Raw genomic sequence first — 17,855 nt, 5'->3', positions numbered from 1 at the left:
CGTCGGGGCCGTGCCCGCCGACCCACAGCGCAGTCCGACCAGCGACCCGTCCCGCACCTCGGGGACGCGTGCGGTCGAGGTCCGCAGGAGCTCCCGGCGCCGCAGGACCGTGTCCGCGTACCGCGAGGGCGACCGGACGATCGTGCTGATCCCCGCCCGGATGTCGGAGGCGGAGGAGCGGCGCTGGGTGACCGTGATGCTCGACAAGCTGGCCGCGCAGGAGAGCAAGCGCGTCCTCGGTGACGCGGAGCTGACCGAGCGGGCGGAGCGCCTGTCCGCCCAGTACTTCGACGGCAGCGCGCGGCCCACCTCCGTCCGGTGGGTGACCAATCAGAACACCAGATGGGGCTCGTGCACCCCGGCGGAGGGCAGCATCCGCCTGTCGCACCGCCTCCAGGGCATGCCGGAGTACGTGGTGGACTACGTCCTCGTCCACGAGCTGGCGCACCTGCTGGTCCCCGGTCACGGGCCCCGGTTCTGGCGGCTGCTCGAGGCCTACCCGCGCACCGAGCGCGCCCGCGGCTACCTGGAGGGCGTCGTCGCGGCGGGCCGGCTGCCGCACCCACCGGTCGCTCGCGGAGAGTGACGTTCACCGATCCTGTACCGAAACAGTCCCGACTTGGCTCATTGTCGTCGCCAGCCGTTAGCCTGGCGCGACGGATTCACACATCGGGATGGGGGACGGTCGTTACGCATGGCCAGGGAATTCCAACGGGGCCACAAGGCCAAGATCAGCGATCTCACACCCGGAACCGATCTGTACGTGGGCGTGCAGATCGCCGCTCCAGGACTGACCTTCGACATCAGCTGCTTCGGCCTGGACGCCAATGAGCAGCTCTCGGACGACCGGTATTTCGTCTTCTTCAACCAGCCGAAGTCGCCAGAGGAGTCCATCCAGCTGCTGGGTCCGCAGGCCGGGGACACCGAGTCCTTCCGCGTCACGCTGGACCGCGTCCCGCCGCAGATCCACAAGCTGTCCTTCACCGCGACGATCGACGGTGCCGGACAGATGTCCCAAGTGGGGCCCGGTTACCTCCGTATCGTCGCGGGCGGCGAGGAGGTCGCCCGGTACGCGTTCGACGGCTCGGAGTTCAGCACCGAGCGCGCGGTGATGCTCGGCGACTTCTACCTCAAGGACGTCTGGCGGTTCGCCGCCGTGGGCCAGGGCTTCGACGGCGGTCTGGAGGCGCTGCTGAAGAACTTCGGCGGCGAGGTCGCCGAGGAGGAGCCGGCCGCCCCGCAGCAGCAGCCGCAGGCCGCCGCGCCGTCGTTCGCCCCGCCCCCGTTCGCGGCCCCCGGCGCCCCGGCGGCCGCCGCACCCCAGGCGCCCCAGCCGGCCCCGTCGTTCGGCGCCCCCGTCGCACCGGCTCCCGCGCCGGCACCGGCTCCCGCGCCGGCCGCTCCCGCCCCGGCGCCCGCGCCGGTGCACAGCGCGCCGACACTGGCCGCGCCCATGGCACCGGCCGCGCCGGCCCCGCCGCACCAGCCGTCCCCGTACGGCCAGCCGCCCCAGCCGTCCCAGCCCTCTCCGTACGGTCAGGTCCCCGGGCAGACGCCCCCGCCCGGCACGACCCCGCCCTACGGCCAGCAGGCCCCGTCCCCGTACGGCCAGCAGGCCCCGGCCGCCTACGGCCAGCAGCAGTACGCGCAGCCCTACGGTCAGCAGCCGCCCGCCGGAATGCCGCCCGCCGGCATGACCCCGGGCGGCATGCCCCACGGGGCGCCCCAGGGCGGCGCCGGACTGGACGCCGCACTCCAGAAGTACCGCGAAACGGCCACCGGACAGCGCTGGACACCGCAGAACCAGCAGCTCATGCGGGTCGACCTCGCGATGGGCGGCACCCCCGTCCTGGCCCGCCAGGGCAGCATGGTCATGTACCAGGGCAAGGTCGAATTCGGCTACAAGGGAGCCGGTTTCGCCGGCCGCGTCGTCGGCAACGCCACCGGCCAGGAAATGCAGCTGATGCGCTGCACCGGCCGCGGCCAGGTCTTCCTCGCCGAGGAGGGCGCCCATCTGCACCCGATCGAGCTCCAGGGCGACGGCATCTGCGTCAGCGCCGAGAACGTGCTCGCCTTCGACGAGTCGCTCCAGTACGAGGTCCGCCGCATCGAGGGCCACGGCATCCCCGGCGGGGCGCTGTTCACCATGCTGTTCCAGGGCTCCGGCACGGTCGTCGTGAAGACCCACGGCGTCCCGGTCGTCCTGCCGGTGACACCGACCACCTTCGCCGACTGCAACGCGGTGGTCGCCTGGTCGGCCGCCTCCCAGGTGATCCTCTCCAGCCAGGTCCGGCTCCGGCGCAACGCCTACCCCGGCCACAGCGGGGAGACGGTCAACCTCCAGTTCCGGGGCGCACCCGGCAACTTCATCGTCGTCCAGCCCTACGAGGTCTGAGGGAGCCCGAACAATGAACCAGCAACTCGCGGGCTACGCCCCGACCCCCGTCGTGGCCCGGATGGAGAACCACGGCCGCTCCATGCTCAAGGTCGCCATGACCTCCGGGCAGGACCTGTACGCGCGTACCGGCTCCGTCGTCGCCTACGAGGGCTTCGTCCAGTACGAGCCCAACCCGCCCGCCGTCCGCCAGATCGCCTCCCAGTGGGTCACCGGCGAGGGCGCGCCCGTCATGAAGTGCTCGGGCGACGGACTGCTCTACCTCGCCGACTACGGCGCCGACGTCGTCGTCGTCAACCTCGACAACGACGCCCTGTCCGTCAACGGCACCAATGTGCTGGCCTTCGACGCGCACCTCCAGTGGGGCGCCGAACGCGTCAAGGGCATGGCCAAGTTCGCCGGCCAGGGCCTGTGGAACGTCCAGTTCGCCGGCACCGGCTGGGTCGCCCTCACCTCGCGCGGCACCCCGATCGTCGTCGACTGCGGACGGGGCGAGGACGAGACGTACGTCGACCCCGACGCGCTCGTGGCCTGGTCGCCGTCGCTCAAGGTGAAGGGCAAGCGCAGCTTCAAGGCCTCCTCCCTGATCGGGCGGGGCAGCGGAGAGGCGTACCAGATGGCCTTCTCGGGACAGGGCATCGTCGTCGTACAGCCGAGCGAGGACAGCACCGACCGCCTGCGGGTCCGGGGCTGAGGGGGAGCGAGAACACATCATGCAGAGCCCGCTTTTCAGCCACGCCGAACAGCAGAGCCAGGACCGGTACGTCGTGCAGAACCCGCAGCTCCTGCGGGTCGCCCTCACGGGGCACGACGACGTCCTCGCCCGCAAGGGCGCCATGGTCGCGTACCAGGGCCTGATCGACTTCGACGGCGAGTACCAGAACAACAACCAGCGCCGCGCCCGCGCCAACACCGGCGAGGGCCTGGACCTCATGCGCTGCTCGGGGCAGGGCACCGTCTACTTCGCCAACCTGGCGCAGTACGTCCACGTCGTGGACGTCGACCAAGAGGGCCTGACCGTGGACAGCGCCTACGTCCTGGCGCTGGACTCCACGCTGCACACCGAAGTGATCGCCGTCGACAGCCAGTACGGCATCTCCGGCTCCGGCAAGTACCAGCTGAACATCTCCGGCCGGGGCAAGGTGGCCCTGATGACCTCCGGCCAGCCGCTGATGATGCAGGTCACGCCGGACAAGTACGTCAGCGTCGACGCCGACGCGATCGTCGCCTGGTCGACGTCGCTGCGGGTCCAGATGCAGGCGCAGACCCACTCGTCCAACGTGCGCCGCCGGCGCGGCAGCACCGGGGAGGGCTGGGAGCTGAGCTTCCTGGGCCAGGGCTTCGCGCTGGTCCAGCCCAGCGAGGTCATGCCGCCGCAGAACGCCCAGATCGGGCAGGGCCTCGGCGCGCAGTTCGGCGTCGGCCAGCACGGCGCCCACGCCCAGAACCAGAACAACGCCTGGAACTGACGTCCACGAGGGGGCGGCCGCCACGGCGACCGCCCCCTCACGCGCGCCCGGAACCCGCGCCCGGAACCGGCGCCCGGAGACCCGCGCCCGGAACCCGCGCCCGGAACCCGCGCCCGGAGACCCGCCTAGAGTGACGCCCGGGCCGCCTCGACCAGCCGCACGACCGACGTGTCGGCCACGGCCGCCACCTCGTCGTAGGGGAACCAGCGCAGGTCCAGCGACTCGTCGCTGATCGCCTCCACCGCGTCCGCCGGGGCCACCGCCACGTACTGGACGTCGAGGTGCCAGTGGCAGGGCGCCGGGATCGGGTGCCGGTCCAGCCGGGCCGGCCCGCCGGGCAGCAGCGTCAGCCCGGCGATCCCGGACTCCTCCGTGGCCTCCCGCAGCGCCGCCCCGGCGACCGTCCCGTCACCGGGCTCGCAGTGCCCGCCCATCTGGAGCCACATGCCCAGCTTCCTGTGCAGGGTCAGCAGGACCCGGCCGCGCTCCGGGTCGACCACCAGCGCGCTCGCCGTCAGGTGCCCGGCACCGCACGCCTTCCACATCCCGTCCGGGTGGGCGGCCAGGTGGTCCAGGTAGACCTGCCGCAGCTCGGCCTGGTCCTCCCGCCCTTCGTACGCCTTCAGTACGAGGACGGCGTCGTCGTGCAGGCTCACTTGTCCGTGTCGTCCTTGCCGTCGTCCGTGCTGTCGCCCTTGTCGTCGCCCTCGGGCCGGTCCTGGTTGCCGGCGGCCTCGCCGAGCATCTTGTCGAGCTCCGAGAAGTCCAGGTGCTCGCGGTGGACGAAGCCGTCGGGGTCGTCCAGGTCGGAGGCCGTCGGCAGCATGTCCGGGTGCTCCCACAGACCGTCCCGGCCGTCGACACCGCGCGCGTCCGTGAGCGACGCCCACAGCCGCGAGGCGTCCCGCAGCCGGCGCGGCCGCAGCTCCAGACCGATCAGCGTGGCGAAGGTCTGCTCGGCGGGGCCGCCCGAGGCGCGGCGCCGGCGCAGCGTCTCGCGCAGCGCGTCCGCCGACGTCAGCCGGGTCCTGGCGGCCTCGTGCACCACGGCGTCCACCCAGCCCTCGACCAGCGCGAGCGCCGTCTCCAGACGCGCCAGCGCGGCCTTCTGCTCCGGCGTGTCCTCCGGCTGGAACATGCCCTGCTGGAGTGCCTCCTGCAACTGCTCCGGGTTGGACGGGTCGAGCCCGCCGACCGCGTCCTCCAGCTTGCTGGTGTCGACCTTGATCCCGCGCGCGTACCCCTCGACCGCGCCGAACAGGTGCGAGCGCAGCCACGGCACGTGCGCGAAGAGCCGCTGGTGGGCGGCCTCGCGCAGGGCCAGGTACAGCCGCACCTCGTCCTGCGGGACGCTCAGGTCCTTGCCGAACGCCGCCACGTTCAGCGGCAGCAGCGCGGCCTTGCCGGCCGGCCCCAGGGGCAGCCCCACATCGGTCGAGCCGACCACCTCACCGGCCAGGACGCCCACGGCCTGACCGATCTGCTGGCCGAACATGGCACCGCCCATGGAGCGCATCATGCCGATCAGCGGGCCCGCCATGGCCTGCATCTCCTCCGGCAGCACGTTCCCCATGGCCGCGCCGACCTGCTCCGCGACCGGGTCCACGAGCTGCTGCCAGGCGGGGAGCGTCGCCTCGACCCACTCCGCGCGGCTCCACGCCACGGCGGTGTTCGCCCCCGACGGCAGGGACGTCACCCCGTCCAGCCACAGGTCCGCCAGGCGCACGGCCTCCTCGACGGCCGACCGCTCGCCCGGGCCGACGCTCGCGTCCTTGGTGCCGTCGGGCGTGCCCTGCGAGACCGTCTGGCGGGCGATCTGCTTGGCCATGTCCCAGTTGACGGGACCGCCCTCATAGCTGAGCATCTGCCCGAGCTGCTGGAAGGCCGCCCCCAGGTCCGTGGGGTTCAGGGAGCCGAACATCGCGGCGAACGGGTTGTCCCCGCCGCCCGGCATGCCGCCGATCCCGAAGGGGTCGCCACCGGCACCCTTGCCACCTTCGGCAGGTCCCTTCTTCTTGCCTTCGTCGCCGTCCTCCGGCTCCTCCGGCGGAAGGCCGAATCCGAATGGGGTGTCACTCACGGGGTTCCTCGGCTCGTAGGGCCGCCGGCTTCCTGCCGACGGCGGCTGCCCGACAACACCACCAGCGTAGACATCCGAGCCGGATGTGGGCTCGGTGCTCCACCGGCTCATGGCCTGCGGCAGGATGGACGCCACCTGGTACGTACGCGTCATACACGTACGTACTGAAGACAACCGCTGGAGACGCCCGGTGAGTTCCCCAGATCCGCAGGTTCCCGAAGCACACGACGATGAAGTTCGCCAGAGGCGAAACAACCGAATCCCGTCCGCCGGCCGCGGCCCCGTCGTCGCGGTCACCGGTGCCGCGTCCGGCGTCGGCGACCTGCTCACCCGGCGCCTCGCGGCGTCCGAGGAGGTCAAGCAGGTCGTCGCCATCGACGAACGCCGGGGCGAGGTCTCCGAGGCCCAGTGGCACGTCCTGGACGTGCGCGACCCGGCGATCGCCGAGAAGCTGCGCGGCGCCGACGTCGTGGTGCACCTGGCGCTCGACCTCGACCTGGAGACCGACGCGGCCGCCCGTACGGCGTACAACGTGCGCGGCACGCAGACGGTGCTGACCGCCGCGGCCGCCGCGGGCGTGCACCGGGTGGTGCTGTGCACCTCCGCCATGGTGTACGGGGCGCTGCCCGACAACGACATCCCGCTCTCCGAGGACGCCGAGCTCCGGGCCACCGCCGAGGCCACCGGTGTGGGCGACCTGCTGGAGATCGAGCGCCTGGCCCGCCGGGCGCCCCGCGCCCACCCGGGTCTGAACGTCACCGTCGTCCGGCCCGCCGTCCTGGTGGGCGGCACGGACACGGCCCTGACCCGGTACTTCGAGTCGCCCCGGCTGCTGGTGGTCGCCGGATCACGTCCGGCCTGGCAGTTCTGCCACGTCGAGGACCTGGTCAGCGCCCTGGAGTACGCGGCGCTGGAGAAGGTCGAGGGCGAGTTCGCCGTCGGCTGCGACGGCTGGCTGGAGCAGGAGGAGGTCGAGGAGCTGAGCGGCATCCGCCGCATGGAGCTGCCCTCCGCCGTCGCCCTGGGCGCGGCCGCCCGGCTCCACCGGATCGGGCTCACCCCCTCGCCGGCCGGTGACCTGGCCTACACGATGCACCCGTGGGTGGTCAGCGTCGGGCGGCTGCACGACGCGGGCTGGCGGCCGCGGTGGACCAACGAGGAGGTCCTCGCCGCGCTCCTGGAGGAGGTCGAGGGCCGCCACACGGTCGCCGGCCGACGCCTCGGCCGCAAGGACGCCACCGCGGCGGGAGCCGCCGGCGCGACGGTCGCCCTGCTCGGCACGGCCGCCCTGGTCCGCCGCGCCCGCAAGCGCCGCGGCCTGTAGTCCCCGCGCGGCCGTCCCGGCGGGGCGGCCGGGCCCCCGGGTGCACCGGGGGCCCGGGGCCGGGCCGGGGCGGGTGTCTGTAGGAGGCTCCAAGGGGCGCGGGGCCGGGCCGGGGGAAAACGCTATTCCGTGATGTCCGTGCGGTGCGGCACGATGGCTGTATGGCACCCATGTACGACCACCCCGGCGAGCGCGCGGCGGCGGACCCGATCCGGCTGCTGGCGATCCGTGACACCCCGCTCTCCCTCGACGAGGTCTTCCGGGCCGTCGGCGACGACGCGGCCGGCGGGACCGCCCTCTTCGTGGGCACCGTGCGCGATCACGACGGCGGCGCCGACGTGGACGCCCTGGGGTATTCCGGCCATCCCACCGCCGAGGCCGAGCTGCGCAGGGTGGCGGAGAAGGTCGTCGCGGACTATCCGGTGCGGGCCCTCGCGGCGGTCCACCGGGTCGGCGACCTGACGGTCGGCGACCTGGCCGTCGTCGTGGCCGTGTCGTGCCCGCACCGGGCGGAGGCCTTCGAGGCGTGCCGGAAGCTGATCGACGACCTGAAGCACGAGGTGCCGATCTGGAAGCACCAGCGCTTCTCCGACGGCACCGAGGAGTGGGTCGGCGCCTGCTGAGCCCCGGGAATCCACGGCCGTCCGGTTCCGGACGGTGGGCAGGCGTCCGATTTGCGTAACCCGACCCCCGGCACGAGCGTTGAACAGACGGATGGTTAATCTGCTGATCGGTCAGTGCGTTGTGAACATGGGGACGGGAGGTCGCGATGGCAGTTCTCGCCTGGTTGCTGATTCCGCTCTTCGCCGCCATCGGTGCTGCGATATGGGGAAGCTGGGCCTCCCGCGACCGCACCACCGGTGATGTGGCCGAGCTGGCCGGCTACGCGCGCTTCCGCGAGGTGATGGAGAAGTCCCACACCGGCAGCGGTACGGCCTGACCCCCACGGCCGCCCCGTACGGACCGGCCCCGGGGGTGCACGGACACGCGCGTCCCGTACTGTCGTTCCATGCCACGCCGCACCGCGACGATGCTCGCCTCCACCCTCGTCCTCATCGCGCTGCTCTGCGCGGGAGTGTTCTTTCCGGTGCCCTACTCGGAGATGAGCCCGGGACCGACGGTGAACACCCTCGGCGAGGCGGACGGCGAGCCGGTGCTCCAGATCTCCGGCCACAAGACCTACCCCACGACCGGTCACCTCAACATGACCACCGTCAGGGTCACCGGTGCGGACTACCGGATGAACCTCGTGGAGGCCGTCTACGGATGGCTGGCCCACGACAGCGTCGTGGTGCCGCACGACACGCTCTATCCCAACGGCAAGACCGAGGAGCAGTCGACCCAGGAGAACGCCGAGGAGTTCAGCCAGTCCCAGGAGAGCGCCAAGGTCGCCGCCCTCGGACAGCTCGGCATCCCGGTCGCTTCCCGCGTGATCGTCTCCTCCGTCCAGAAGGACAGCCCCGCCGAGGGCACGCTGCACGCGGGTGACGTGATCAAGGCCGTGGACGGCACGGCCGTCAAGGCGCCGGAGGACGTGGCGAAGCTCGTCACCAAGCACCGGCCGAAGGAACCCGTCGTCTTCACCATCGTCCCGGCGAAGGACGCGGCGGCCGCCGAGAAGGCGGGCCGGGAGCCCGCCACGACCGAGCGGGTCACCATCACCACCAAGACCTCCGACGAGGGCGACCGGGCGATCGTCGGCATCCAGGCCGGGACCGACCACACCTTCCCGTTCGCCGTCGACATCAAGCTCGCCGACGTGGGCGGCCCGAGCGCGGGCCTGATGTTCTCCCTCGGCATCGTCGACAAGCTGACCCCCGGGGACCTCACCGGCGGCAAGTTCGTCGCGGGCACCGGCACGATCGACGACACGGGCAAGGTCGGTCCGATCGGCGGTATCGAGATGAAGCTCGTCGGGGCGCGGAACGCGGGCGCCAGGTACTTCCTGACGCCCGCCGACAACTGCGCCGCGGCGGCGTCCGACATCCCGGACGGACTCACCCTGGTCAAGGTCGACACGATCAAGGACGCGATGACGTCCCTGGAGAAGCTCCGCAAGGGCACCACCACCGGCCTGCCCGGCTGCTCCAAGAGCTGAACGGCCGGCGCGCGGGCCGCACGGCACCGCCGCGCCGCGCGGCCGCCCCCATGCCGCACCGCCGCGGGCGGGCCGCCCCCCCCGAGCCGGCCGGGCCCCCGCCGACCGGCTCCGGGGGCCGCCGCCTCAGGACTCGAACGTGGCGGCCAGCGCCTCCGCGAGGCCCGGGACCAGGTCGGCGCCGGTGAGGACCTCGGTGGGGGAGTCCTTCTCCCGCAGCCGGAGGGCCGACTCGCGGGCACCGTCGCGGAGGACCGCCACGGTCATCCGGACCTCCTGGCGGTCCGGGTGGGCGGCGACCCACTTGGCCAGCCCCGCCTCGTCGAGGCCGTCCGGGACGGAGGCCTCGGCGGACGGCGGGAGCATCAGCCGCTCCACCGTCATCGCGCAGCCCGCCACGGCGTCGGGCCAGGCGATGGTGCCGAGGAACTCGTCGAGCGGCCGGCCGGCCGGGATCTCGTCCTGCTCGATCGGGGTGAGCGGGGCGGCCGTCTCATCGGCGCCGAGGCCGAGCTGGGCGGCCAGGCCGGGCTCCTGGGAGCGCAGCCGGGCGGTGTCGACGAGGGCGAAGAGCCGGGCCGGCTGGTCCCAGCCGAGGCCGGACGCGTACTCGTCGATCTCGAGCACCGCGCGGGTCAGCGGGCTGGCGGCCATCGGGGGGCCTGAGGGGGAAACGTTGGACATGGTCAATATCCTGCCTCCTTTCGACCCCGAGGCGGGAACTAGGTAAAGCCTCAGTAAGTTGCATCAGTGGGCTCTACGATCGCTGGGCCTGCTACACCACACGACCGCGAACTCGAGGGGCGCACGTTGGCTTTCCAGATGCCGGACCGCGGCGGAGGCCCGACCGGGCCACGGATCAGAGTCGGCCGGCCGTCCCGGCGGGCCCGTACCCTGCTCATGACACTGGGTGTGCTGGCCGTCCTGGCCATGCTCTTCGTCATGTTCGCCGGGTTCTGGACGGACTGGCTGTGGTACAGGTCGGTCAATTATTCGTCCGTCTTCACCACCACCCTCTGGACCAAGATCGGCCTGTTCGCCGTCTTCGGCCTGCTGATGGCCGTGGCGGTGGGACTGAACATCTGGCTCGCGCACCGGCTGCGCCCGCCGCTGAGCGCGATGTCGCTGGAGCAGCAGAGCCTGGACCGGTACCGGATGGGGCTCGCCCCGTACAAGAAGTGGGTGCTCCTGGCGCTGACGGCCCTGATCGGGCTGATCGCCGGTGCCTCCGCCTCCGGTCAGTGGCGCACCTGGCTGATGTGGGTCAACGGCGTGTCCTTCGGGCAGAAGGACCCGCAGTTCGGCCTGGACGTGTCGTTCTTCGCGTTCGACCTGCCCTGGTACCGGTTCCTGCTGGGCTTCGGCTTCGCCGCGACCGTGCTGTCGCTGATCGCCGCCGCGCTGACCCACTACCTGTACGGCGGCCTGCGCATCACCAGCCCCGGCGCCCGCGCCACCGCGGCGGCGACCGGGCACCTCTCGGTGCTGCTCGGCGTCTTCGTCTCGCTGAAGGCGGTCGCCTACTGGCTCGACCGGTACGGCCTGGCGGTGAAGTCCAGCGACTTCAAGGCGACCGGCAACTGGACCGGCCTCCGGTACGTGGACGCCAACGCCTACCTGCCCGCGAAGACCATCCTCTTCTGCATCGCCGTCATCTGCGCCGTGCTGTTCTTCGCGACGCTCTGGCGCCGCACCTGGCAGCTCCCGGTCATCGGCTTCGGCCTCATGGTCCTGTCGGCCATCCTGATCGGCGGCCTCTACCCGGCGATCGTGCAGAAGTTCCAGGTTCAGCCGAACGAGCAGGCCAAGGAAGCGCCGTACATCGAGAAGAACATCGACGCGACGCGCAAGGCGTACGACATCGACCAGACCAAGCCGGAGAACTACTCCGGCAAGTCCACGGTCAAGGCCAAGGACAAGCTCCGGGCGGACGCCGACTCCGCCGCCAGCTACCGCCTGGTCGACCCCAACATCGTGTCGCCGACCTTCCAGCAGCTCGAGCAGCGGCGGAAGTACTACCAGTTCCCGACCACGCTGGACGTCGACCGGTACCAGGGCAAGGACACGGTCATCGGTCTGCGGGAGCTCAACATCAGGGGCATCCCGAAGCGGAACTGGATCAACGACCACTTCACCTACACCCACGGCTACGGCGCGATCATGGCCACGGGTACGGCGACCGACGCCAACGGCTCCCCGGTCTTCACCGAGTCCGGCCTGCCCACCAGCGGCCAGACCCCGAAGTACGAGCAGCGGATCTACTACGGCGAGAAGACCGAGCAGTACTCGATCGTCGGCGGCCCGCAGAAGGAGCTCGACTACGAGGAGAACGGCGAGAAGACCACCAGCTACCAGGGCAAGAGCGGGGTCAACCTCGGCAACGCGTTCAACCGGGCCGCTTACGCCGTGGCCTTCAGCGAGCCCCAGATCCTCTACTCGGGTGCCATCGGCGACGGGTCGCGGATCCTGTACAACCGCACGCCCAAGCAGCGTGTCGAGGCGGTCGCCCCCTGGCTGACCATCGACGGTGACGCGTACCCGGCGGTCATCGACGGCCGCATCCAGTGGATCGTCGACGCCTACACGACCACGAACGGCTACCCGTACGCGTCCCGTACGACGCTGGGGGACACCACCACGGACTCCCTCACCGCCGGCAACCAGACGCGCGCGGTCGTGGCCCAGCAGAACCAGGTCAACTACATCCGCAACTCCGTGAAGGCCACCGTCGACGCGTACGACGGCACGGTGAAGCTGTACCAGTGGGACACCAAGGACCCGGTCCTCAAGACCTGGATGAAGGCGTTCCCCGGCACGGTCGAGCCCAAGAGCGCCATCAAGGCGGACCTCCGGGAGCACCTGCGCTACCCGCAGGACATGTTCAAGGTCCAGCGCGAGCTGCTGACCCGCTACCACGTCCAGGACGCCGCGCAGTTCTACAGCGGCAGTGACGCCTGGCAGGTGCCGGACGACCCGACGAACAAGGACGGCAACGCGGTCCCGCCGTACTACCTGAGCATGAAGATGCCCGGGGACACGAAGCAGGAGTTCGCGCTGACGACGACGTTCACGCCGAACGGCCGGCCCAACCTGGGCGGCTTCATGGCGGTCGACGCCGACGCCAACAGCAAGGACTACGGCCGGATAAGGCTGCTCAGGGTCACGCAGGACGTGCCCGGCCCGGCACAGGTGCAGAACAAGCTCAACAGCCTCCCCTCCGTGGCCCAGTTCGTGCGTGACCTCAAGGGTGCCGACTCCGACATCCAGTACGGCAACCTGCTGACGGTGCCGCTGGACGGCGGCTTCCTGTACGTCGAGCCGATCTACGCGCAGGGCCGCAACGCTCTCTACCCGCTGATGCGGAAGGTGGCCGTGTCGTACGTGGACGCGGACCAGCCGGAGGGCGACACCACCAAGGACACCACGGTGTTCGAGGACAACCTCGCCAAGGCGCTGAACGCGGTCTTCGGGGTGGAGGGCGAGACGCCGACCACGCCGCCGCCGAGCGACCCGACCAAGCCCCCGGTCACCGGTGACGCCGCGCTGGCCCAGGCGATCGCGGACGCCCAGAAGGCGTTCGCGGACAGTGAGGCGGCTCTGAAGAAGGGCGACTGGACCGCGTACGGCAAGGCGCAGGACGAGCTGGCCGCCGCGTTGCAGCGGGTCGCGGACGCCGACGCCCAGCGCAAGGCCGACGCCGGCAAGAACGCCGACGGCAAGCCCGCGGCCGGGGCGGCCAAGCCCGCGGCCGGCGCCGGTACGGCCGGGGCGGCCAAGCCCGCCACGGGCGGCTGAACCACCGGCGCCCCCGCCCGTCCCCAGGGGCGGGCGGGGGGCCCTCCGGGTCGTGATACGGTAGTGACACAACGACGCGGGGTGGAGCAGCTCGGTAGCTCGCTGGGCTCATAACCCAGAGGTCGCAGGTTCAAATCCTGTCCCCGCTACTGAAGACAGGGGCCCGGATCCTTTCACAGGATCCGGGCCTTTGTCGTGTCCGTCGTCCTCCCCCGGGCAGGAGAGTCCGGGTGGGTGGGATCCGGTCGCGGGGACGTCCCGGGGCTCATGTGAAGAACGGCCCTGAGGGGGGCAGTTGAGGTGAGACGTGTTTGACTTGTCTCCCTGTGGGCATGTCGACAAAACGCTGAAGTGACCTCACTGGCTGCGGTATACCAGGTGTACGCGGGTAGCAGGTGGTGCGACGATGGGAATTATGGGGGACAGGGCAACTCTGTTGGAAACAGGGCGGTTTGTGCAGCGGTACACCGATAGCGCCGCGGATGTGATGAGCGACGCCGCCATGGAGACCACCGCCATGGACAGCGCCGAGTCCGGCGACCCCGTGGAGATCGAGGAGCGCCACCGCCGCGCCGCCGAGAACGGCGACACCGCCGCCATGAGCGTCCTCGGAGCCCTGCTGCTGCGCCGCGGCGACCTCGACAGCGCCGAGCCCTACCTGCGCGGCGCCACCGCCGAGGGCGACCGCGCCGCCGCCAACAACCTCGGTGTCCTCCTCCATCAGCGCGGGTACGCCGACGAGGCCGCCGGCTGGTGGCGCATCGCCGCCGTGGCCGGGTCCGCCGCCGCCGCCCACGCCCTGGGCCGCCACTACCGCGAGCGCGGCGACGAGCCGGCGGCCGAGTACTGGCTGCGCCAGTCCGCCGAGCAGGGCCACGCCCTCGGCGCGTACGCCCTCGCCGACCTGCTGGAGCACCGCAGCGACGTGGGCGCCGAGCGGTGGCTGCGCGCCGCCGCCGAGCAGGGCCACCGCGAGGCCGCGTACCGCCTGGCCAGGTCCCTGGAGCGCAGGGCCCAGGCGCGCCCCGCCGACGACCCCGCCACCGGCACGGCCACGGGCACCGAGACCGCCGAACAGTGGTACCGCCAGGCAGCCGCCCGCGGTCACCGCCGGGCCGCCCTGCACCTCGGGGCGATCCTCGAACGGCGCGGCGAGCTCAAGGAGGCCGGCCGCTGGTACCTGACGTCCGCCAAGGACGGCGAGTCCCGCGCCGCCTGCGCGCTCGGATTCCTGCTCCGTGACGCGGGCGACGAGGAGAGCGCCGCCGTCTGGTGGCTGCGCGCCGCCCAGGACGGCGACGGCAACGCCGCCAACGCGCTGGGCGCCCTGCACGCTGCCCGCGGCGAGCACCAGACGGCCGAGCGCTGGTACCGCGCGGCCACCGACGCGGGCGACGTGAACGGCGCGTACAACCTCGGGCTGCTGTTCGCCGCCCAGAACCGGGTCGCCCAGGCCGAGCAGTGGTACCGCCGCGCCGCCTACGCGGGGCACCGCGAGGCCGCCAACGCCCTGGCCATCCTGCTCCTCCAGAGCGGCGACCCGAACGGCGCGGAACCGTGGTTCTCCAAGGCCGCCGAGGCGGGGAGCGTCGACGCCGCGTTCAACCTGGGCATCCTCCACGCGGGCCGGGACGACGACGCGACGGCGCTGAGCTGGTACGAGCGGGCCGCCGCGGCCGGCCACACCGAGGCCGCCCTCCAGGTCGGCATCGCCCGCCTCCGGGACGGCGACGAGCAGGAGGCCGAGCGCCACCTGCGGTGCGCCGCCGGCGGGGGCAGCGCCGAGGCCGCGTTCCGCCTCGCCACCGTGCTCGACGCCCGCCAGGCGCCGGCCGGGCCGCCCGCGCTGGGCGAGCCCCAGGCGCCCAAGAGCGAGTGCGAGGAGTGGTACGAGCGCGCGGCCGAGCAGGGTCACCGCCGCGCCCAGGTGCGGGTCGGCATGCTGGCCGCCGCCCGCGGGGACAGCGCCGAGGCGGCGCGCTGGTACCGCGAGGCCGCCGAGGCGGGCAGCCGCAACGGCGCCTTCAACCTGGGCCTGCTGCTGGCCCGCGACGGCAACGAGCGGGAGGCCTCGCTCTGGTGGTCCCGGGCCGCCCGGGCGGGCCACGGCCGGGCCGCCCTGCGCCTGGCACTGCTCGCCGCCCGCCGGGGCGAGCTCACCGAGGGCCGCCGCTGGTGCGCGCGCGCCGTCGAGCTGGGCCCGGCGGAGGTCGCCGAGCGCGCCGCCCGGCTCAGCGAGGCCCTGCACCAGGAACTCACGGCCTGACCGCCCCCGGGCGGTGCCCCCGGCGCCGGCGGGGCCCCTGGAGAGGCGGGCGGCCCTGCCAGGGGGCCTCTTCGGTAAGGCGGGCTTATGGATTTGCGCTGGTCCACGCGGTCCCGTAAGGTTGTGTTCATCGACGCGGGGTGGAGCAGCTCGGTAGCTCGCTGGGCTCATAACCCAGAGGTCGCAGGTTCAAATCCTGTCCCCGCTACTGAAACCGAAGGCCCGGATCCTCAGGATCCGGGCCTTCGGCGTTCCCGGGCGGGCGGCGGCATCGGCACACGAGGCGGCGCATCGGCACATCCGTGCGCCGGCCCGGTCATGACGAAGCCCCCGGCGCGATGGCGTCCGGGGGCCTTGTCGTACGGAACGGGATGTCAGGCGGAGGCGCAGTTCGGGCAGACACCCCGGTAGGTGACCTCGACGTCCGAGATCGTGAAGCCGAAGCGCTCCGTCGCCGGCAGGTCCTCCAGCGGGTTGCCCGTGGGGTGCACGTCGCGGATGGCGCCGCACTGCGCGCACACCAGGTGGTGATGCGGCCGGTGGGCGTTCGGGTCGTACCGCTTGGCGCGACGGTCGGTGGAGACCTCCAGGACCTCACCCAGCGTCACCAGCTCACCCAGCGTGTTGTACACCGTGGCGCGGGAGATCTCGGGCAGCCGCTCCACCGCGCGCGCGTGCACCTCGTCGGCGGTCAGGTGGACGTGGTCCCCGTCGAGGACCTCGGCCACGACACGTCGCTGGGCGGTCATGCGCCAGCCGCGTCCGCGCAGTCGTTCCAACAGGTCACTCATGAAAACCAGCCTAACAGCAGGGGACCCAAGTCCCGAATCGGTGTGGCTTTGGAAGCGGGCTTGACTTAGACAATGTCCATTGTAGGATCGGGGACGGCATTAGCCAAGGGACAGGACTTGCAGGACACCGCAGGATTCACGCAGGAGGCGCACGTGACGCAGGGACCGCTCACCACGGAGGCCGGAGCGCCGGTCGCCGACAACCAGAACAGCGAGACCGCGGGCGTCGGTGGTCCCGTTCTGGTCCAGGACCAGCTGCTGCTGGAGAAGCTCGCGCACTTCAACCGCGAGCGCATCCCGGAGCGCGTGGTCCACGCGCGCGGCGCCGGTGCGTACGGCACCTTCACGGTGACCGCGGACGTCACGCAGTACACCCGGGCGGCATTCCTGTCCGAGGTCGGCAAGCAGACGGAAACGTTTCTCCGCTTCTCGACCGTGGCGGGCAACCTCGGCGCGGCCGACGCGGTCCGCGACCCGCGCGGCTTCGCGCTGAAGTTCTACACCGAAGAGGGCAACTACGACCTCGTCGGCAACAACACCCCGGTGTTCTTCATCAAGGACGCCATCAAGTTCCCCGACTTCATCCACACCCAGAAGCGCGACCCGTACACCGGCTCCCAGGAGGCGGACAACGTCTGGGACTTCTGGGGCCTGTCGCCGGAGTCGACGCACCAGGTGACCTGGCTGTTCGGCGACCGCGGCATACCGGCCAGCTACCGTCACATGGACGGCTTCGGTTCCCACACGTACCAGTGGAACAACGAGGCCGGCGAGGTCTTCTGGGTCAAGTACCACTTCAAGACCGACCAGGGCATCAAGTGCCTCACGCAGGACGAGGCCAACAAGCTCGCCGGTGAGGACCCCGACTCCCACCAGCGCGACCTGCGCGAGTCCATCGAGCGCGGTGACTACCCGTCCTGGACCGTCGGCGTGCAGATCATGCCCGCCGCCGAGGCCGCCACGTACCGCTTCAACCCGTTCGACCTCACCAAGGTGTGGCCGCACGCGGACTACCCGGTCGTCGAGATCGGCAAGCTGGAGCTCAACCGCAACCCGCAGAACGTCTTCGCCGAGGTCGAGCAGTCGATCTTCTCCCCGGCGCACTTCGTGCCCGGCATCGGCCCCTCGCCCGACAAGATGCTCCAGGGGCGGCTGTTCGCGTACGGCGACGCCCATCGCTACCGCGTCGGGATCAACGCCGACCACCTGCCGGTGAACCGTCCGCACGCCACCGAGGCGCGCACGAACAGCCGGGACGGCTTGCTCTACGACGGCCGCCACGCGGGGGCCAAGAACTACGAGCCCAACAGCTTCGGCGGTCCGGCCCAGACCGGTCGCCCGCTGTGGCAGCCGGTGTCCGTCACCGGGGTGACCGGCGACCACGAGGCTCCGGTCCACTCCGAGGACAACGACTTCGTCCAGGCGGGGAACCTCTACCGCCTGATGACGGAGGAGGAGAAGGACCGCCTGATCGCCAACCTGGCGGGCTTCATCGCCAAGGTCTCGCGCGACGACATCGCCGAGCGGGCGATCAACAACTTCCGCCAGGCGGACGCGGACTACGGCAAGCGGCTGGAGGCCGCGGTCCAGGCCCTGCGCGGCTGACAGCACTGGATCGCTTGTCGTGAGCGGAGGGC

15 protein-coding genes and 2 tRNA genes are annotated in these 17,855 nt (G+C 71.7%); 13 read left to right on the top strand and 4 right to left on the bottom strand.

Features of this window, described 5'->3' with window-relative positions; genetic code table 11:
• Nucleotides 1-10 precede the first annotated feature (10 nt).
• The 4 genes from ACF068_RS01845 (at nt 11) to ACF068_RS01830 (ending at nt 3,864) form a co-directional block, all read left to right on the top strand.
• The gene (locus tag ACF068_RS01845) at nt 11-586 is read left to right on the top strand and encodes a M48 family metallopeptidase (RefSeq protein ID WP_392272169.1); all 576 of its coding nucleotides are present in this window, start codon (nt 11-13) and stop codon (nt 584-586) included.
• Nucleotides 587-694: 108 nt separating this feature from the next.
• Nucleotides 695-2,395, top strand: a complete 1,701-nt coding sequence (locus ACF068_RS01840; RefSeq protein ID WP_392272168.1) for a TerD family protein — start codon at nt 695-697, stop codon at nt 2,393-2,395.
• 13 nt (nt 2,396-2,408) lie between these two features.
• A complete protein-coding gene (locus ACF068_RS01835) occupies nt 2,409-3,089 on the top strand; it encodes an AIM24 family protein (RefSeq protein WP_392272167.1) in 681 nt (226 codons plus the stop codon).
• A gap of 19 nt (nt 3,090-3,108) precedes the next feature.
• Nucleotides 3,109-3,864: an AIM24 family protein gene (locus ACF068_RS01830; protein WP_392272166.1), complete on the top strand. Its 756-nt coding sequence runs from the start codon at nt 3,109-3,111 to the stop codon at nt 3,862-3,864.
• Nucleotides 3,865-3,989: 125 nt separating this feature from the next.
• Here the strand turns inward: ACF068_RS01830 and ACF068_RS01825 are convergent, their stop codons facing one another.
• Together ACF068_RS01825 and ACF068_RS01820 are read right to left on the bottom strand one after the other, a co-directional pair.
• Nucleotides 3,990-4,520, bottom strand: a complete 531-nt coding sequence (locus ACF068_RS01825) for an NUDIX hydrolase (RefSeq protein ID WP_392272165.1) — start codon at nt 4,518-4,520, stop codon at nt 3,990-3,992.
• Entirely contained in the window at nt 4,517-5,944 is a 1,428-nt protein-coding gene (locus ACF068_RS01820) for a zinc-dependent metalloprotease (protein WP_392272164.1), read from the bottom strand. Before ACF068_RS01820 ends, ACF068_RS01825 begins: the two co-directional genes overlap by 4 nt.
• Before the next feature lie 190 nt (nt 5,945-6,134).
• Here ACF068_RS01820 and ACF068_RS01815 point away from each other — a divergent pair, with 190 nt between their 5' ends.
• From ACF068_RS01815 to ACF068_RS01800, 4 genes are all read left to right on the top strand, one after another.
• Nucleotides 6,135-7,268, top strand: a complete 1,134-nt coding sequence (locus ACF068_RS01815) for an SDR family oxidoreductase (RefSeq protein WP_392272163.1) — start codon at nt 6,135-6,137, stop codon at nt 7,266-7,268.
• A 161-nt stretch (nt 7,269-7,429) separates the two neighbouring features.
• A complete protein-coding gene (locus ACF068_RS01810) occupies nt 7,430-7,891 on the top strand; it encodes a molybdenum cofactor biosynthesis protein MoaE (RefSeq protein WP_392272162.1) in 462 nt (153 codons plus the stop codon).
• A 146-nt stretch (nt 7,892-8,037) separates the two neighbouring features.
• A complete protein-coding gene (locus tag ACF068_RS01805; RefSeq protein WP_392272161.1) occupies nt 8,038-8,208 on the top strand; it encodes a hypothetical protein in 171 nt (56 codons plus the stop codon).
• 69 nt (nt 8,209-8,277) lie between these two features.
• Nucleotides 8,278-9,366, top strand: coding sequence for a PDZ domain-containing protein (locus ACF068_RS01800; RefSeq protein WP_392272160.1), 1,089 nt, complete (start codon nt 8,278-8,280; stop codon nt 9,364-9,366).
• 126 nt (nt 9,367-9,492) lie between these two features.
• On the opposite strand, the gene ACF068_RS01795 is transcribed toward ACF068_RS01800, so the two are convergent.
• Nucleotides 9,493-10,050, bottom strand: coding sequence for a PPA1309 family protein (locus ACF068_RS01795; RefSeq protein ID WP_392272159.1), 558 nt, complete (start codon nt 10,048-10,050; stop codon nt 9,493-9,495).
• 138 nt (nt 10,051-10,188) lie between these two features.
• Here ACF068_RS01795 and ACF068_RS01790 point away from each other — a divergent pair, with 138 nt between their 5' ends.
• The 4 genes from ACF068_RS01790 to ACF068_RS01775 all read left to right on the top strand — a co-directional run bounded on the left by ACF068_RS01790 (nt 10,189) and on the right by ACF068_RS01775 (nt 15,635).
• Entirely contained in the window at nt 10,189-13,161 is a 2,973-nt protein-coding gene (locus ACF068_RS01790; RefSeq protein WP_392272674.1) for a UPF0182 family protein, read from the top strand.
• 75 nt (nt 13,162-13,236) lie between these two features.
• Nucleotides 13,237-13,310: transfer RNA gene (locus tag ACF068_RS01785), tRNA-Met, on the top strand.
• A gap of 257 nt (nt 13,311-13,567) precedes the next feature.
• Entirely contained in the window at nt 13,568-15,427 is a 1,860-nt protein-coding gene (locus ACF068_RS01780) for a tetratricopeptide repeat protein (RefSeq protein ID WP_392272158.1), read from the top strand.
• Nucleotides 15,428-15,561: 134 nt separating this feature from the next.
• Nucleotides 15,562-15,635 (top strand) — tRNA-Met (locus ACF068_RS01775).
• A gap of 166 nt (nt 15,636-15,801) precedes the next feature.
• Here ACF068_RS01775 and ACF068_RS01770 read toward each other — a convergent pair.
• On the bottom strand, nt 15,802-16,218 hold the full coding sequence (locus tag ACF068_RS01770) for a Fur family transcriptional regulator (RefSeq protein ID WP_392272157.1): 417 nt from the start codon (nt 16,216-16,218) through the stop codon (nt 15,802-15,804).
• 153 nt (nt 16,219-16,371) lie between these two features.
• Between ACF068_RS01770 and ACF068_RS01765 the strand changes: the two genes are divergently transcribed.
• A complete protein-coding gene (locus ACF068_RS01765) occupies nt 16,372-17,823 on the top strand; it encodes a catalase (protein WP_392272156.1) in 1,452 nt (483 codons plus the stop codon).
• The last annotated feature ends 32 nt before the right edge of the window (nt 17,824-17,855 follow it).

Origin of the sequence: Streptomyces sp. NPDC016309 (assembly GCF_043077235.1) — a bacterium.
GTDB lineage: Bacteria > Actinomycetota > Actinomycetes > Streptomycetales > Streptomycetaceae > Streptomyces.
This window is presented reverse-complemented; position numbering and strand designations above follow the sequence as displayed.

What these genes read in the sequence shown, in the direction of transcription:
- ACF068_RS01830 (WP_392272166.1), top strand. Translation starts at nt 3,109, where the DNA reads ATGCAGAGCCCGCTTTTCAGCCACGCCGAACAGCAGAGCCAGGACCGG.
- ACF068_RS01810 (WP_392272162.1), top strand. Translation starts at nt 7,430, where the DNA reads ATGGCACCCATGTACGACCACCCCGGCGAGCGCGCGGCGGCGGACCCG.
- ACF068_RS01795 (WP_392272159.1), bottom strand. Translation starts at nt 10,050, where the DNA reads ATGTCCAACGTTTCCCCCTCAGGCCCCCCGATGGCCGCCAGCCCGCTG.
- ACF068_RS01835 (WP_392272167.1), top strand. Translation starts at nt 2,409, where the DNA reads ATGAACCAGCAACTCGCGGGCTACGCCCCGACCCCCGTCGTGGCCCGG.
- ACF068_RS01790 (WP_392272674.1), top strand. Translation starts at nt 10,189, where the DNA reads ATGCCGGACCGCGGCGGAGGCCCGACCGGGCCACGGATCAGAGTCGGC.
- ACF068_RS01800 (WP_392272160.1), top strand. Translation starts at nt 8,278, where the DNA reads ATGCCACGCCGCACCGCGACGATGCTCGCCTCCACCCTCGTCCTCATC.
- ACF068_RS01840 (WP_392272168.1), top strand. Translation starts at nt 695, where the DNA reads ATGGCCAGGGAATTCCAACGGGGCCACAAGGCCAAGATCAGCGATCTC.
- ACF068_RS01780 (WP_392272158.1), top strand. Translation starts at nt 13,568, where the DNA reads ATGGGAATTATGGGGGACAGGGCAACTCTGTTGGAAACAGGGCGGTTT.
- ACF068_RS01770 (WP_392272157.1), bottom strand. Translation starts at nt 16,218, where the DNA reads ATGAGTGACCTGTTGGAACGACTGCGCGGACGCGGCTGGCGCATGACC.
- ACF068_RS01805 (WP_392272161.1), top strand. Translation starts at nt 8,038, where the DNA reads ATGGCAGTTCTCGCCTGGTTGCTGATTCCGCTCTTCGCCGCCATCGGT.